This window comes from Metallibacterium sp. (assembly GCF_054637675.1).
Genome location: NZ_JBTSRB010000063.1, coordinates 1 through 13,885, shown reverse-complemented (window position 1 = coordinate 13,885; position 13,885 = coordinate 1). Strand labels below are relative to the sequence as shown.

Annotated in this window: 24 protein-coding genes; 22 read left to right on the top strand and 2 right to left on the bottom strand. The window is 66.5% G+C overall.

The window, feature by feature from the left end; translation table 11 throughout:
- From ACYDAT_RS14275 to ACYDAT_RS14195, 17 genes are all read left to right on the top strand, one after another.
- A partial coding sequence (locus tag ACYDAT_RS14275; protein WP_461450939.1) for a hypothetical protein occupies positions 1 to 458 on the top strand: 458 nt, incomplete at its 5' end.
- The gene (locus ACYDAT_RS14270) at positions 458 to 1,288 is read left to right on the top strand and encodes a DNA polymerase (RefSeq protein WP_461450937.1); all 831 of its coding nucleotides are present in this window, start codon (positions 458 to 460) and stop codon (positions 1,286 to 1,288) included. The genes ACYDAT_RS14275 and ACYDAT_RS14270, both read left to right, overlap by 1 nt.
- A gap of 80 nt (positions 1,289 to 1,368) precedes the next feature.
- Positions 1,369 to 1,707: a DUF7352 domain-containing protein gene (locus ACYDAT_RS14265; RefSeq protein WP_461450935.1), complete on the top strand. Its 339-nt coding sequence runs from the start codon at positions 1,369 to 1,371 to the stop codon at positions 1,705 to 1,707.
- A gap of 209 nt (positions 1,708 to 1,916) precedes the next feature.
- A complete protein-coding gene (locus ACYDAT_RS14260) occupies positions 1,917 to 2,816 on the top strand; it encodes a ParB/RepB/Spo0J family partition protein (RefSeq protein WP_461450933.1) in 900 nt (299 codons plus the stop codon).
- Positions 2,813 to 3,430 (top strand): hypothetical protein, encoded by a 618-nt coding sequence (locus ACYDAT_RS14255; RefSeq protein WP_461450931.1) that lies wholly within the window; start codon positions 2,813 to 2,815, stop codon positions 3,428 to 3,430. Before ACYDAT_RS14260 ends, ACYDAT_RS14255 begins: the two co-directional genes overlap by 4 nt.
- Positions 3,427 to 3,693, top strand: coding sequence for a hypothetical protein (locus tag ACYDAT_RS14250; RefSeq protein WP_461450929.1), 267 nt, complete (start codon positions 3,427 to 3,429; stop codon positions 3,691 to 3,693). The genes ACYDAT_RS14255 and ACYDAT_RS14250 overlap by 4 nt, the downstream gene beginning before the upstream one ends.
- Complete coding sequence (locus ACYDAT_RS14245; RefSeq protein WP_461450927.1) at positions 3,690 to 3,908, top strand: hypothetical protein; 219 nt, start codon at positions 3,690 to 3,692, stop codon at positions 3,906 to 3,908. The genes ACYDAT_RS14250 and ACYDAT_RS14245 overlap by 4 nt, the downstream gene beginning before the upstream one ends.
- 35 nt (positions 3,909 to 3,943) lie before the next feature.
- A complete protein-coding gene (locus tag ACYDAT_RS14240) occupies positions 3,944 to 4,093 on the top strand; it encodes a hypothetical protein (protein WP_461450926.1) in 150 nt (49 codons plus the stop codon).
- Positions 4,090 to 4,302 (top strand): hypothetical protein, encoded by a 213-nt coding sequence (locus ACYDAT_RS14235; RefSeq protein WP_461450925.1) that lies wholly within the window; start codon positions 4,090 to 4,092, stop codon positions 4,300 to 4,302. The genes ACYDAT_RS14240 and ACYDAT_RS14235 overlap by 4 nt, the downstream gene beginning before the upstream one ends.
- Positions 4,299 to 4,643, top strand: coding sequence for a DNA-directed RNA polymerase subunit alpha C-terminal domain-containing protein (locus ACYDAT_RS14230; protein ID WP_461450923.1), 345 nt, complete (start codon positions 4,299 to 4,301; stop codon positions 4,641 to 4,643). Before ACYDAT_RS14235 ends, ACYDAT_RS14230 begins: the two co-directional genes overlap by 4 nt.
- Positions 4,640 to 4,897 (top strand): hypothetical protein, encoded by a 258-nt coding sequence (locus ACYDAT_RS14225; protein ID WP_461450921.1) that lies wholly within the window; start codon positions 4,640 to 4,642, stop codon positions 4,895 to 4,897. Before ACYDAT_RS14230 ends, ACYDAT_RS14225 begins: the two co-directional genes overlap by 4 nt.
- Positions 4,897 to 5,199 carry a hypothetical protein gene (locus ACYDAT_RS14220; RefSeq protein ID WP_461450919.1) on the top strand — a complete coding sequence of 101 codons (303 nt, stop codon included), beginning with the start codon at positions 4,897 to 4,899 and terminating at the stop codon, positions 5,197 to 5,199. Before ACYDAT_RS14225 ends, ACYDAT_RS14220 begins: the two co-directional genes overlap by 1 nt.
- Before the next feature lie 13 nt (positions 5,200 to 5,212).
- Complete coding sequence (locus ACYDAT_RS14215; protein ID WP_461450917.1) at positions 5,213 to 5,392, top strand: hypothetical protein; 180 nt, start codon at positions 5,213 to 5,215, stop codon at positions 5,390 to 5,392.
- Positions 5,389 to 5,679: a hypothetical protein gene (locus ACYDAT_RS14210; RefSeq protein ID WP_461450915.1), complete on the top strand. Its 291-nt coding sequence runs from the start codon at positions 5,389 to 5,391 to the stop codon at positions 5,677 to 5,679. The genes ACYDAT_RS14215 and ACYDAT_RS14210 overlap by 4 nt, the downstream gene beginning before the upstream one ends.
- The gene (locus ACYDAT_RS14205) at positions 5,670 to 6,179 is read left to right on the top strand and encodes a hypothetical protein (RefSeq protein ID WP_461450913.1); all 510 of its coding nucleotides are present in this window, start codon (positions 5,670 to 5,672) and stop codon (positions 6,177 to 6,179) included. Before ACYDAT_RS14210 ends, ACYDAT_RS14205 begins: the two co-directional genes overlap by 10 nt.
- Complete coding sequence (locus ACYDAT_RS14200; RefSeq protein ID WP_461450911.1) at positions 6,176 to 6,469, top strand: hypothetical protein; 294 nt, start codon at positions 6,176 to 6,178, stop codon at positions 6,467 to 6,469. Before ACYDAT_RS14205 ends, ACYDAT_RS14200 begins: the two co-directional genes overlap by 4 nt.
- A 355-nt stretch (positions 6,470 to 6,824) precedes the next feature.
- Positions 6,825 to 7,202 (top strand): hypothetical protein, encoded by a 378-nt coding sequence (locus ACYDAT_RS14195; RefSeq protein ID WP_461450909.1) that lies wholly within the window; start codon positions 6,825 to 6,827, stop codon positions 7,200 to 7,202.
- 291 nt (positions 7,203 to 7,493) lie between these two features.
- Here the strand turns inward: ACYDAT_RS14195 and ACYDAT_RS14190 are convergent, their stop codons facing one another.
- Both ACYDAT_RS14190 and ACYDAT_RS14185 read right to left on the bottom strand, forming a co-directional pair.
- Positions 7,494 to 8,024 (bottom strand): hypothetical protein, encoded by a 531-nt coding sequence (locus tag ACYDAT_RS14190; protein WP_461450907.1) that lies wholly within the window; start codon positions 8,022 to 8,024, stop codon positions 7,494 to 7,496.
- A 58-nt stretch (positions 8,025 to 8,082) separates the two neighbouring features.
- Positions 8,083 to 8,556 carry a hypothetical protein gene (locus tag ACYDAT_RS14185; RefSeq protein WP_461450905.1) on the bottom strand — a complete coding sequence of 158 codons (474 nt, stop codon included), beginning with the start codon at positions 8,554 to 8,556 and terminating at the stop codon, positions 8,083 to 8,085.
- Between the two features lie 261 nt (positions 8,557 to 8,817).
- Between ACYDAT_RS14185 and ACYDAT_RS14180 the strand changes: the two genes are divergently transcribed.
- From ACYDAT_RS14180 to ACYDAT_RS14160, 5 genes are all read left to right on the top strand, one after another.
- On the top strand, positions 8,818 to 9,468 hold the full coding sequence (locus ACYDAT_RS14180; protein WP_461450903.1) for a hypothetical protein: 651 nt from the start codon (positions 8,818 to 8,820) through the stop codon (positions 9,466 to 9,468).
- Positions 9,469 to 9,506: 38 nt separating this feature from the next.
- Positions 9,507 to 10,109 carry a hypothetical protein gene (locus tag ACYDAT_RS14175; RefSeq protein ID WP_461450901.1) on the top strand — a complete coding sequence of 201 codons (603 nt, stop codon included), beginning with the start codon at positions 9,507 to 9,509 and terminating at the stop codon, positions 10,107 to 10,109.
- A gap of 13 nt (positions 10,110 to 10,122) precedes the next feature.
- Positions 10,123 to 10,560, top strand: a complete 438-nt coding sequence (locus tag ACYDAT_RS14170) for a hypothetical protein (RefSeq protein ID WP_461450899.1) — start codon at positions 10,123 to 10,125, stop codon at positions 10,558 to 10,560.
- Positions 10,561 to 10,595: 35 nt separating this feature from the next.
- A complete protein-coding gene (locus ACYDAT_RS14165; RefSeq protein WP_461450897.1) occupies positions 10,596 to 12,251 on the top strand; it encodes a hypothetical protein in 1,656 nt (551 codons plus the stop codon).
- 374 nt (positions 12,252 to 12,625) lie between these two features.
- Positions 12,626 to 13,642, top strand: a complete 1,017-nt coding sequence (locus ACYDAT_RS14160; RefSeq protein ID WP_461450895.1) for a site-specific integrase — start codon at positions 12,626 to 12,628, stop codon at positions 13,640 to 13,642.
- Positions 13,643 to 13,885 lie beyond the last annotated feature (243 nt).

Sequence of the window (13,885 nt, the reverse complement as noted above, 5' to 3'; positions counted from 1 at the left end):
AGAAGATCCGAGAGAAGAAAAAATCTCCTCGAGTCCGAGAGCAAACGCGGAAGTCGCAGAGAGCTTGGCATGAAAGAAATAGAGAGCGCGTAAGAAGCCAGCAGCGAGAGTGGTGTGCGACGAATCTGGAAGCGCACATACTCAGACGGTCCAGAGCGCGCGCCAAGAAGCACGGCATATCTTTTGATCTGGAGTTGTTGGACATCATCATCCCGAAGACCTGCCCGTTGTTGGGGATCGCGCTTGAGCGCAAGCCGGGAGTTCAGGCGGGCAGCACACCTTCGCTTGATCGCATCGACTCTTCGCTCGGATACGTGAAGGGCAACGTCTGGGTCATCTCCTGGCGGGCCAATCACATCAAGACCGATGCAAGTCTTGAGGAACTGAAGCAACTGGTAGCGGGGTTGGAGCGATTGCAGCGGGCGCGTTTGCTGAGCAAGTTTCGGAGGGCGGTCTGATGGGCATCCGAGAGTGTTTCATCCCGAGACCCGGCAAGGTGTTTGCTCAGGCCGACTTCTCCGGACTGGAGCTGCACACGCTTGCGCAGGTGTGCGTGACGAAGTTCGGACAGTCGCACCTGGCCCAGGTGCTCAACGCCGGTCTCGATCCGCACACGGCGTTCGCGGCCGACATTCTGGGCATCTCGTACGAGGCGGCCGTCGCGCGCAAGAAGGCCGGCGACGAGGCGGTCGACAACGCGCGGCAGACGGCGAAGGTCGCCAACTTCGGCTTCCCGGGGGGCCTCGGCGCAGAGAAGTTGTGCCTCTTTGCTCGCAAGACCTACGGCGTGCACCTGACCGAGGAGCGCGCCAAGGAGCTCAAGGACGCGTGGCTCGGTCGGTGGCCCGAGATGCGCCTCTTCTTCCAGCACGTCGGCGAGCTGGTCGACGAGGACACGGGCGAGGCCCTGGTCAAGCAGATCTTTTCCGACCGGCTGCGTGGGGGGTGCCACTACACGGCGGCGTGCAACACGTACTTCCAGGGCTTGGGTGCAGATGCGGCCAAGCGCGCTGCGTACCTCGTCTCGCGAGCGTGTTACTCGCAGCCCGACAGTGTCCTGTACGGATCACGGCCCGTGAACTTCGTCCACGACGAGGTCATCCTCGAGACCGACGACGTGCCCGGCGCGCACGAGGTGGCGATGGAGCTGGGCCGGATCATGGTGCAGGGGGCCAACGAGTTTCTGCCCGATGTGCCTGCGCGTGTTGAGCCACTGCTGGCCCGCTGCTGGTCAAAAAAGGCAAAGCCGGTCTACGTCGAGGGGAGACTGGTGCCGTGGGCGGCTTGAATAACGGCGGGGAGTCCCTCGTCCAACCCACCGACCGCGAACTGCGCGGCCACGCGCGACCAAGGACGGGAGCAGGAGCGATGTGGAAGACGAAAGCTGACGGCAACGTGGTGAACTGCTGGGTGATCTGGAAGTATCCGTTGCCCGTCACGGGCGACTTCTACCTGGACCTGCCGGCCAACACCGAGATCCTCTCGGCGCAGGCCCAGCAGGACAAGCCGCAGATGTGGGTGCGACGCAGCCCCGCGGATCCGGACGCGCGGATCATCCGGCGCAACTTTCAGATCGTCGCCACGGGTGAAGAGGTCGAGCACTCTCGATTCGAGCACTGGAACCACATCGACACGTTCCAGCTGCTCGACGGCGAGCTGGTGTTTCATCTGTTCGAGGTGCTGCCGCTGCCGGGGAACGCGCCGTGAGCGCCACCGGCCGCAACCTCGACGGCCACGAGCGCCGCGTGGACGACTTCTACGCGACGTCCGCAGTGGGTCACCAAGGCCATCGGCCCGTACCTGAAGCCTGCCGCCTCGGGCCTTGAGGCCCCGGTCGCGGCAACCGCTGGTTCATGCTCGACGTGTGAATAGGCGCGCACCCGCGCCGTCGAACGTTTCGAAAGAGAGGAAGAGAGATGGCCCACAAGAAAGCGAAAGACGGCGGATCGCATCAGGACATGTGGGCGATCGAGCCCGAGAAGCTGGTCATCGACACAGACGAGTCGAGCGACATGTTCGACGAGCGCGTCAAGCTCGCCGTCAGCGAGGATCTGGTCGCCAGCATCCTGTTCGCTCCCAATGGGGAGGCACCGCAGGGCGTGCTCGTGCCCATCGCGTGCTTCCGCGATCCGGAGACGAGCAAGATCCACGTCGTCAACGGACGACAGCGCGTGCGCGCCTGCATCGAGGCCAACCGGCGCCTCAAGAAGCAGGGACTGCCGCCGCTACGCATCCGCTGGTATCCGGCCAACCGCGGGACCAAGGCGCGGATGGCGACGATGATCTCGGCCAACGAGGGCGACCAGAAGGACTCGCCGCTGGTCAAGGCCAAGAAGGTCGTGCGCCTGAAGGAGCGAGGCTTCGGCGACGAGGAGATCGGCCAGATGCTGTGCGTCTCGGCCGCAACCGTGAAGAACATGATCGCCTTGCTCGACGCGCCTGCGGCGGTCCGCAAGGCCGTCGAGGCCGAGAAGATTTCGGCCAGCGACGGCTACCAGCTCGCCAAGCTCGAGCCGGAAGAAGCCAAGAAGCGCCTCGAGAAGCTGCAGGCCGAAGCGCCCCGCACGCCGGGCAAGAAGCGCTCAAAGAACGCGAAGAAGGCGCGCGAGATCGTGACGGGCAAGAAGATCGAGACGCCGTCGGCGCCGGTCACCGAAGCGATCTCGACTCGCATGGAGAACCGCATCGCCAAGCAGATCGCTGCCTGGGTGCGCGCCGAGTGGAACGAGAATAACTGGGCCGGATCGCCCGCGCAGATGGCCGACCGGATCGAGGCGGGGGAGTGGCGGGATGGCAAGGAGGTTGCGGCCGAATGACGGCCATCTACATCGCAGGCGCCTGGGTGGAGCAGCATCATCGGCCGCGACCGATGATCGCCAAGCTGCGCGAGGCAGGCGTCGAGATCACCTGCGACTGGACTCAGGCCGAGGGCGACGTGTGCGCGTGCGGGCACCATCGGCAGAAGCACGCGCCGTTTGCGTGTGACGGGCTAGAGTCGGGGTGCAGCCACGGCACGCGCTGCTGGTTCGGAACCGAGGGGGGCATGGCGTTCAATGATCTCTCCGCGCCGCCATCCGAATGTGCGTGCCGCTCCTTCAACGGCATCGGCTCCGGCGGCGACAGCCTGCTGACCGACGCCGACCGCCGCAAGTACGCCCAGGCCGATCTCGACGGCGTGCTGGCGGCCGACATCGTCTGGCTGCTCGCGGCCAACGACAGGGGCGCGTGCGGCAGCTGGGTGGAGCTGGGAGCGGCGCTGGCGAGGCGAGAGCTATGCAGGAACGCTGGTGTGCGACCAGCTGCGCCACACATCGTCGTCTCCGGTCCCAAGTGCAAACGGACCATCTTCACCGAGTTGGCCGATCGCTGGGACGAGGATGACGAACTGGCACTGGGGTACGTCATCGGGCTGCACCGGGGGTCGCTGTGAAACCGCTCTCGAAAGATGAGGCGACCGCTTACCGCGAGCGCTGGCCCTCGTGGGCGCACGAGGCGTTCAAGATCGAGCCCGTCGTCAACGAGCAGGGTAATCACTTCGTGGAGATCGCCTGCACGATCGAGCTGAAGTGCCTGCTCGTGACGCTGCCCATCGATCTCCGTCACGATCCGCCGCCCGCTCTGCTGCGCGAGATGCGTGTGCATATGAAGGGGCACGCGCTCGAGCCGCAGTGCGAGAAGGGAAACAAAACGTGAGGCCAAGCATCTTCTTCGCCGGCCTGGGCGGCCTGTTCACCGCGATCGGTCTCGTGTTCGCGGGACTCGCCATCGGTGACGTCAAGACAGCGATGCAGGCGCAGTCGCTCGACCTCGCGCGCCAGAAGGTCCAGATCGCCGACCTCGAAGAGCGCGTCCATCAGCTCGAGGCCGATCTCGATCGCATCGCGCCACACACGCCGAGGGTGCCGTGAGGAAGTTACCTACTCCGCCTCGTGCGATCTGGTTCGTGCGCCACGACACGGGCTACTACGTCGTCTACGACACCACCGACACTGTAGAGGCCCGCAAGGCTGGCTATCAGGTGACGAAGTTCGTGCCGGAGAAGCGCGACCGCGTTCAGTCCAGAAGGTTGCCGCGCGTCAGGGTGCCGCGATGACCCTCGACGCCCGCCTCGCCATCGCCGAGGAGATCATCAGTCCGCACCAGCTCAACGGGCGGGTGGCGATCGATGCCATCCGTGAGGCACGGCAGGCGCTCAAGGACGTGCTGCTGCCGGGATGGTTCTGCGAGGCGTGCCGGGTGTGGACCGGCACGGAGAAGGGCGCAACAGCGTGCCGCGCGTGCGGCAAGGATCGAACGCGATGATCTCCGACGCCGAACTGCTCGCCGGTCTGGCCTTCCTGCAGATCCACGCCCACCCCGCCTACCACGGGGCGCTGCACATGGCCGAGGGCGCGTGCAAGCAGATCCGCGCCGACATCCAGCGGGGCGAGATCCGGATGCGCGCGGCGGACGAACTGGAGCTGTCGGTGCGCGCGGCGCTGGCCATCCGGCAGCTCGGGGTCAAGACGGTTGGTGATCTGGAGCAGTTGATGGACAAGATCGACCTGTCGTCGCGCGACGCCAAGCGTGCCGGCTTCGGCAAGAAGTGCCTCAAGGAGTGCCGCGAGGTGCTCAAGAACCTCGGGCTGGAGATGAGACGATGAACCTCGACGAGATGGCGAAGACCGACGGCCAGGGGCGCGACGTGCTGGAGCGACGCATCGCGGAGCTGGTCGCCGAATGCCGCGAGCTGCGCGAGAAGAACGCCGCACACGTCGGCGTCTGCCTCATCTTGGCGCGCGACAACCAGCAGATGCTCGACAACCTCACCGCGACGCAGACCCGCTGCACCGAGCTGCTCGAGCAGTACCGCACGGCGCTGGCGTGTGGGTACGGCGGGGGACTGGAGAAGAAGTGATGGAGCGCCTCTCCTCGGAAGACGCCCGCCTGCTGCGCGCCACCGTCGCCGCCCTGCGCGATCTCGGAGACCTCGACGAGAATCAAGAGCGCCACCTCGCGGCGTTCGACGGCATGCTGGACAAGTACCGGCCGCTCACGCCCCGGCAGCGCGACTACGTCAAGGGCGTGGCGCAGCGGCTGGAGGTCGACACCGAGGCGCCGCTGCTCGCCAAGGACGTGCCGGTGGGCGAGAAGCTGCGGACGCCTGTGCCGGCGGTGCTGCTGGCGCCGCTGCCTTTGAAGCCCCCTGGCAGAAGGTGATAGGCTCTGCGACGTGGATCCGGACGACACCGCGCCGCCTGAAGCGCCCGACACCATCCCGGCGCCACCGATGCCGCTGCCGCTGCAGGCTGAGCAGTTGGGGTACCTGCCCGATCCGACCACCGATCCGCTGATGCGCGCCTACGCGCTCAACTGGGACGGCTTCGCCTCCGAGGAGCTCGACGACCAATGAATCTCCGTTCGGCTGGCGGCTGTATCTCCAACGCGTCGAGCGTGCAGTGCTACGTGCTCGTGAGCGACACGGCCGGCACATGGCTCGAGATTTCCAAGCCGCAGGCGAGAAAGCTGGTCGACGCCGCTCGCGAGGCCGGTGAGGACGAGGTCGACTGCGAGATGGTCGGCAGCGTGTGCCGGCTGGGCAGCGAGCACGTCATGGAGGCCGACGAGGAAGCCAACGAGTCTCATCCGGTGTGTTCGGAATGCGCCGAGCCGTGGACCACGGATCACGAATGCAGCTAGTAGAAGCCGCCCGTATCTGCTCCTCGCTGCGCTGCCAGCGCTGCCACCGCGCGCCGACCTCCCAAGAGGTGCAGGAGATGGTCGGCGACTTCGGCCACAAGCTGGACGAGACCGACGTCGGCGCCACCCTGAAGGCCGGCAACGCATCGTGTCTGGTCTGGCTCTGCGGGCCATGCCGCGAGAGGCCGCTGACGCGCGCCGAGAAGCGCGCGATGCAGGTCGAGCGCTGGGAAGAGTGGAAGCGCGGCGCTCTCAAGACGATGAGCCAGCAGGAGATCGACGAGCTGGAAGTGCTCTACACGTCGATGGCCGCGACGCAGGAGAAGGCGATCAAGACGGGCAAGTGTCCCGAGTGCGGTGCGGCGCTGGGGGAGAAGCCGGACTTCGCCGGTAGGCCGTTCACCAACATCTTCTGCGCGGCGCCTCGACCCCAGGGGACGACGGCGCATTTTCTCATCGGCGTGGACAACGACGAGCTGCGGGAGTTGAGGGCATCGTGAGCTGGGCGTCGTGGATGTCGAACCCTCAGTACCTTGCCCAGGTCGGCCACTTCCTGGGCGGCGCCCTGGTCGTCTTCGCGCTCGGCGTCTTCTCGCACGACGCGTGGACCCTCTGGGCCTTCGGCATCGGCACGGTGCTGGCTGCCGCCAAGGAGTTCATCGTCGACACGGCCAGCTGGGGAGAGGGCGACAGTTGGAGCGACTCGCTCATGGACTTCAGCTTCTACATCCTCGGCGGGACGGTGGGCCTGTTCCTGTCGCACTTCGCGTTCGCGGGGTACTGCTCGTGATGCTCGCCGCGATCGACGTCGCCTTGCTCGCGTCAGAGTGGGTTCATGGAAGTCGGTGGCCCGCATGCCCCGTGTGCGAGGGGCCACAGCCCGGAGGTGGCCACGAGAAGTATCTGGCGAGGGGCCACGAGGACTACAAGGGCGGTCACGAGGTCGGCTGCGCCATGGATCAGGCCCTGTCCGAGCGCGGCTTCGCCACCCAACGCGAGCGAAACATCGCCCGAGAGAGGCTTAGCGCCGCGACGAGCGCGACCGAGCCGCCGCCTGCGGGGGCGACGTGAGCGTCCCCTGCCCGCAAGAACCCATCCCGATCGGGTGGCGCGTATGGAGGGGTGCCGAAGTCCCGACGCCCATCGTGCAGGCGGCCATTCACGTCCGCGACCACGTGCGCGACTACAAGCGCGGCACCATCGCGCAGACGCTGACGTACAACGGGCAGACCGTGGCCCTTTGGGTAAGTTCGCACAGCTGGACATGGCGCAACGGAGTGTTGATCCAGGGCATCTGCATTTCGGGCGTCGCCGTTCTCCAACAGGCAGGCACCTCGGGCGTCGGCGCCACCGAGGCTGACAACCTCGACACGCCGGACCCCACGGCAGCCGTCTACGCCGGTCCACCCGACCACGAGGCGACCAACTGGCCCCTGGTCGCCGTCTCCGGCGTGGCCCTCGTCGCCACCGTGACGGCCTTCTGGCTGGCCCTGAAGCTCGCCGGTCGCCCGCGCCTGCCCTAGCGGCAAAAATAAATCTGTTTCGCCCCTTATTGACGGTTTCGCGCGTCCAGTACAAGATGCGTACATCTTGCTAGCCGACCACGAACTGAGAGCCGTAGCCGTTGCCGCCGAGTGCTCTGTGTGCGGCCACACGGAACTCTACTGGATCCGACGCTGCCTCGACTCGCTGCCTCCGGTTGATCTCGATGCGGAGCTGGCCGCGCTGGCGGAGCCGGCTCGTCGTCCGGGGCCGGCACGATGACCACGGCGGGAATCGCTCCGGAGACCGGGGTGTTAGTCACGGTCACGTGTTCAAGATGCGGAAAGCAGAAGACCTATCCAGACAGGTTTCCGCCGAGCAGCGATCCGGTCGGATGGTGGTACATCCGCATGTCGAAGGATGGCAGACCCGACCCCAAGGTAAGCCCGGCATTTGTTCTGCTGTGTTCTGCCGAGTGTGCGGAGTCGGTGTTCGTGGCCGCCGTGCACGAGTTCATCGCGAGAGCCGCCGACGAGCCCATCGAGACGGTCTACGTACCAACCATCGGTTGCTTCCTGGAGTAAGACAACGAGCCTACGCGTCACCATCAGCGATCCAGCGGTCCGTCTCCGTTTCGCGGCTCCGACCTCGACGCCGAACTCCTGCCGGATCGCCTCCGCTATCTCAGCCTCGGTGAACGGGATCACCTCTCCGTCCGACGCAACCACGAGCTCACGGTCCACCTCCCGCCGCGCCTTCTTGCCCGTCGTATTCGCTTCAATCCGGGTGCCGTAGTACCCCGACTTGGCCGAACTGTTCTTCGGCCCGACGTGCTCGCGGTGGCGTCTGGTCTTCTTGCTCACACCCCTATCGTAGCTCAGTGCGCCGGAGCCGCCGCAGCGGGGGCCGCCCGCGCCTGCCCTAGTGATGCAAGAGCCGCCAGAGCTCCGCGGCTCCCGCGGCCAGAGCCGCGATGACGGCCCATTCGAGCGCCTTGGCAGCCGCCTTGCGCGCCGCCCACGAGGGGAATGCCTTGATCTTGCGCCAGGTGCCCACCTCGGCCCGGAGACGCATTTCTTCGGTCACGCGCTCCACCGCGGTGCGCAGGTCGTTGGGGCCGAACGGGCTGGAGGGATCTGATGCGAGCGCCTTGAGCTGAGCGTACGTTTCGCGCAGATCGTGCGAGCCGGTGTCGTCGGTCCGGTGCGGAAAGCCGCCCTCGATGAGCACACGCCGCAGCTCGTCGTCGGCCTTGCGCAGACCCGAGACCTCGGCGGCGAGCCTGCCGATGGCTTGCATGATCGCGCCGACGTCGTTGGCGCGCTCGACGCGCACGGCGCGAAACTCGTTCTCGACGTCTTCGAACGACTCGAGATGCCCGCTTCCGTTGTTCATCACGACGCCAACAGGTTCTTGCTGGAAGCGTAGGAGGCGATGCCGGCTCCGGCAGCAGCGAAGAGCGAACTGCTCAGGAGTACCACGTTGGCTCTGGTCGAAGAATCGCTGATGCTGCCGGTGGCGAGTCGCCCACCCACGAGTCCAACGAGCAGACCCCCGACTGCTCCTGCCGCTGTCGTCCAAGCGCTTCCGGTTCGGGTCATGTGCTCAGAATCGCACGAGTTCGGCGCCCGAGCAAAAGCGGGGTAGGCTGCGGGCATGGGTGAGGTTGCCACCACGCCGACTCCACTGACGCGAGCGCAAGCTCTTGGCGCTCTGCTCGCGGCCGGCGTCCCGCAGAGCGCGCTGCCCATGGTCGCCGCCCAGAGTGCGGTGGAGACCAACGCGTGGGGCTCGACGACAGGTCACGGCTTCAACAACTACAACTTCGGCAACACGACCCCCAGCGCCTCGCAGATCGCCGCCGGCATCTCGTGGATGACGCAGGGCGTGCCGAACATGAAGTACATCGCCTTCGACGATCCCGTCTCGGGCGCGAAGTCGATGCTCGGATGGATCACTTCGCACGGCCTGCTCCCCTACGCCGAGAACAACGATCTCGCCGGCTACACCGCCAAGCTGGAGGCGGGGTGCTACTTGGGATGCGTGGGCCGCGTCGACCCGTCGAACGGACAGGTCATCACGCAGCAGGCGTACACGAACTACCAGAACGGCATCGCCTCGTGGATGAACACCCTGCGCAATGTGCAGCCGGTCGCGCCGCCCAGCGCCTCACCCTTCGCAATCCCGGTAGCCGATCTCGCCCTCGCCGCCGCCGCCGCCCTGTCGCTCGCGGGCCTGGGGTACCTGGCCTGGCGGGAGTACAAGCAGCCGGGCTACCTGCTGCCTTTCCGGGCGGCGACGGCCTAGCTTTTCGCGCTTCCGCGGTTCCGGGGTAGTCTCTGGCCATGAAGCGGCTGGCGCTCCTGACCCTGCTGTGCCTCGCGTGCCAGTCGCAGCCGGCCGCGCAGCAGGTGCTACCTGACGCCACGACTCCGATGGCTGCCGCCACGGGCGGCTCCGGTACCGGCCTGGCGCAGGACGCCACCGTTCAGCAGATCATCAAGCTCTACGGCGCGAGCATCCCGCAAGGCGGCTCGGGCACGGGGCTCTGTCAGGACGCCAGCCTGCAGGCTCTGTACAACCTCATCTCGGTCAGCCCGGGGCTGCCCTGCACCTCGGCGACGGTCACCTCGGGGCAGACCTACAGCCTGCTCGCGAGCGATTGCGTAGTCCGGTTCGACACGACGGGGGGCACGACGGCGACGGCCGACATGCACGCCGCAGCCTTCGTCGGGCAGACGGTGACGTTCTACTGGTGGGCGTGGGCGGCGCCCGACGCAGGCGGACCCACGCCGCCGACGGTGAACGTCAATGCGGGTTTCGCCATGGTGCCCTACTCGGGGCAGTCGATGTCGGGCGCCGCGGGTCTGGTCACGACATCTGCGATCACGGCACAGGGCTCGAGCTACACGCTCAGGTGGGACGGAACAGAGTGGACGGTGCCGTGATGGAGAAGAAGACATGAGCGCGCAGTGGTGGAGAGATCGCGACTGGGTGCTTCTGCTCATCAAGAAGCTACAAGCGCAGGTGGCCGGCATTATCGGCGGCACGGGCCTGGGGTACACGAGCGCGGCGACAGTGTCCGGCCAGACCTATGCGGTGCAGCCGACCGACCGCTTCATCATCATGAGCACCGTCGGCACGGGGCCGACAGCCAACCAAACGTCCACAGCGCAGTTGTCACCCGGCACGTACATCGGCGAGATGCATTATCTGGAACACAAGTTCTGGGGCACGGGTGATACGCCCGCGCAGGTGGTCACGTCCGGATGCTCTGCGACGCCCATCGGCGGCTACGCGGCATCGGGAACCTTGATTCCGGCGGGCACGCCGCAAGCGTTCGGCTTGGGCACGACTGTCGTGGCCGTGTGGGATGGCTTCGAATGGGACATCAACTGAAGCGCGCCCTTGTCGATAGTGAACGGAGAACGAGAATGAACAAGTACGTTGCTCTGGTCTTGGCGCTTGCATGCGCCGTTGCAGCCTGCGCCACGTCCGGAAAGCCGACGGGCGCGCCAGACGCCAGCATCGCCCCGGCATCCGCTACGACGGCTGCACCTGACGACGATCGGGGTGTCGTTCGCCCTCCGTTCAAGGCGGTCGTTCCAAAGCTCGACTCGCGTACGCCAGCACAGATCGCGAGTGCGGCCTGCCGTCGCGCCGATGGCTCGTGGGCATGCGCCGGGATCAAGCCGCTCATGGCGGCCGGAAGCGGAACGGCCGGCAACTGCGGCCCCGCGTGTACCGTGCCCGACTGGTACTTCGACTTCGCCAACGGCACCGGATGCGCGAGCGACGCCAACAGCGGGACGTCGGCGACCTGTGGTGGTGCTGGGATTGGGCCGCTTCTGACCGTCGCTCAAGCATTCTCGCGATGGGGCACGCGCTACCCGACTTTCAACGCGCCAAGCCACGTGACGACGCTGCATCTGATGTCGTCGCAGCCAGCCGGATCAGCAAGCGCGGATCCGTGGGGCGTGTTCGGGCCGAGCGCACCCGATGGTATGTTCGCGATGACCGGAGCGCTAGTCCCCGTCGGCAGCCCGTTCACGATCGGCGCGGTCACTCAGATCAGTCGCGGTGCGGCGGGAACCGACTTTCAGGTGGCAGGCATGCCGGGAGCTGCTGCTCAGGGTCAACTGCTGTTCGACTCCACGATCGTCGGAGGCTCCTACTGCTACATCGACAGCCTTGCGGTCAGTACGGCGACATGCACTTCACCGCAAGCGGGAGCCGCCCTCACGACGCCGAAGAACTCGACCGGCGGCATCTTCGTGGAAAACGGCGCCTCGTGGACCGGATCGTCCGACACCGCTCAACTCTACTCGGTGCCGTCGATCTTCATCGACGCGCTCTTGCCCAACCTGGGCTCGATGTCGGCGTTTGGCGGCACCAACACCTCGGGCATGACCTGGCTTCAGAGCTTCGATGTGGCCGATCCATCAAACACGCCGGGAACCAGCACGTTCACCGTGCGCGCGGGCGGCTTGCTCACGATGAGCATGGTGCGCGCGGACAGCGCCATCAACATCAACCTCGGCGACAACGCTTCGCTGGCCCTGTCCATCCCGAACCCATCTCTGGCTGGATGCTGGTTTCCGCAGTCGGGGACGTTCTTCGGAGACCCGAGCTTCTACGGAGGAGCGGTCGGTACGCTCGGCGGCAGCGCGGTCGCCAACGGCGTCGTGAGCTTGCGCAACGACGTCATCATGCACGGCGGCCCCTTCTTCTTCGGCTTCACCAACGCCTACGACGTGCACTTCGCGGGCGGGACGACCTCTGTCTATCCAGGCGCAAGCTTCGTCATGCGTGCCGCAACGGCTCCGTCGGTCTGGGGCGCGACGACGTTCAAGGTCTACCAGAACGCAGCAGCGATCAATCGTACCGGCGGCTTGTGGGCCAACAACATGCAGGTCACAACGCTCGCGTTCAACTCGGCCTCGTCGACCTCGGTCACGACGGGATCCGGGTACGCGGGTAGCGGCGTCTGGACCGATGGTATCACGCTGACCTCGGGCAACATCGACACCGGGGCGGCAGCCGGGCCTGGGCTGTGGGATCTTCTGACGGGCGGGAAGTTCACGAACTGAGCGATGCGACGCGTCGCGCTCACCGCTCTGCTGGTAGGCTGCTCGCAGCCATCGCAGGCACCTGCACCACTGCCGATCACGCCAGTCAAGGCTGCGGCCTCGGCATCGGTGCGCTGCGGAGACGGACCGTGCGAGCTGCCGAGGCCGCCCGTGACGCCTGCCGTCCTGCTCAGATCGCCGCTGCCGCGTGTCGTCGCTCGGACGGCTCATGGGCCTGCTCTGGGTCGCTGGACCGACGAGCGGTATCACGGTCAGCAGCGCCAACATCGACAGGTACAGCGCCATCTACGACGCCCCAAGCGGCGCCCGCTACACGAACTAGCCACGGTCGATTCACTATCGACAAGGCGCCGCACCGTGGTACGTGGGGGCGGATGCGCCGTCGTTCCGCCCTCGCTAAGCCGTCGCCCTCGTCCCTGGAAAAGCTCGTCGGTCGCGCGGCCGACTACGCGAAGCTCAAGGTGTCCGCGACCACGCGCGAGGGCTACGCGCGGGACTTCGCCAGATTCGCCGCGTGGGCCGCAGACAAGAAGCTCGCGAGCCTACCGACGACGCCAGAGATCGTGGCGGTCTACCTCGCCGCGCTCGCCGACGGCGAGGTGGCGGTTCGCTGGACCGGTCGCGGCGGCAAGCAGTACGAGAGCAAGGTGCCCAAGAGCTACGCCACGCTCGATCGCGCCCTGGCCGCGATCATCTTCGCGCAGCGCGACGCGGGCCACGACTGGCCGCACGCGCACCCAGCCATCGTTCGCGTCATGCACGGCATCGCGCGGGAGGTGGGCACCGCGCAGAAGAAAGCGGCGCCGCTCGAGGTCGACGATCTGCGCGCGTGTCTCATTCTCTGTCCGAGCACCATCGCGGGGGCTCGTGATCGGGCGCTCCTGGCGCTCGGGTTCTTCGGCGCACTGCGACGCTCCGAGCTCGTCGCGCTCACGGTGCGTGACATCGAGTTCTGCCCCGAAGGACTCGTCTTGAAGATCCGAAAGAGCAAGACCGACCAGCTCCGCGCTGGGCGCGATGTGCCCGTGCCGACCATGAAGCATGCGCGCGTCTGTCCGGTGCGGCTGCTGCGCGCGTGGATGGAGGCCGGCGAGATCGCCGAAGGTCCGCTGTTCCGGCGCATCGATCGCGGAGGCAACGTCGCTACGGAGGCGCTCTCCGATCAGAGCGTGACCCTGATCATCAAGCGCGTCGCAAGGCTCGCAGGACTCGACCCGGCGCGCTTCAGCGGTCACTCGCTGCGCGCAGGCTTCGTCACGAGCGCCGCCGCGAGCGGCCGTAGTCTGCACAACATCATGCGGCAGACCGGGCATCGCAACGAGCACGTCGCGATGACGTACATCCGTCCGGCGACCGTCTGGGACGACAACGCCGCCGACGGTCTCGCCTGATCGGTTCCCGGCGGCGCCCGACCCGGACCGAATGCCCGAGCCGGGACGCCGTCGTTCCGAGGCCAATCGACTGCTTGCCGGCCGCTGGGAAGACTACCGCACCGTCGCGTAGTAGTCTCTCGGCATGGCCAAGGTTCAGATCGCCTACGAGCAAGCGCACGAGTGTAAGGAAGGCTGCAACTGCGCGCGAGACAGCGGCTACCTGGATGCCGTCCAAGCGTCGCTCGCCGATCTCGGCTCCGA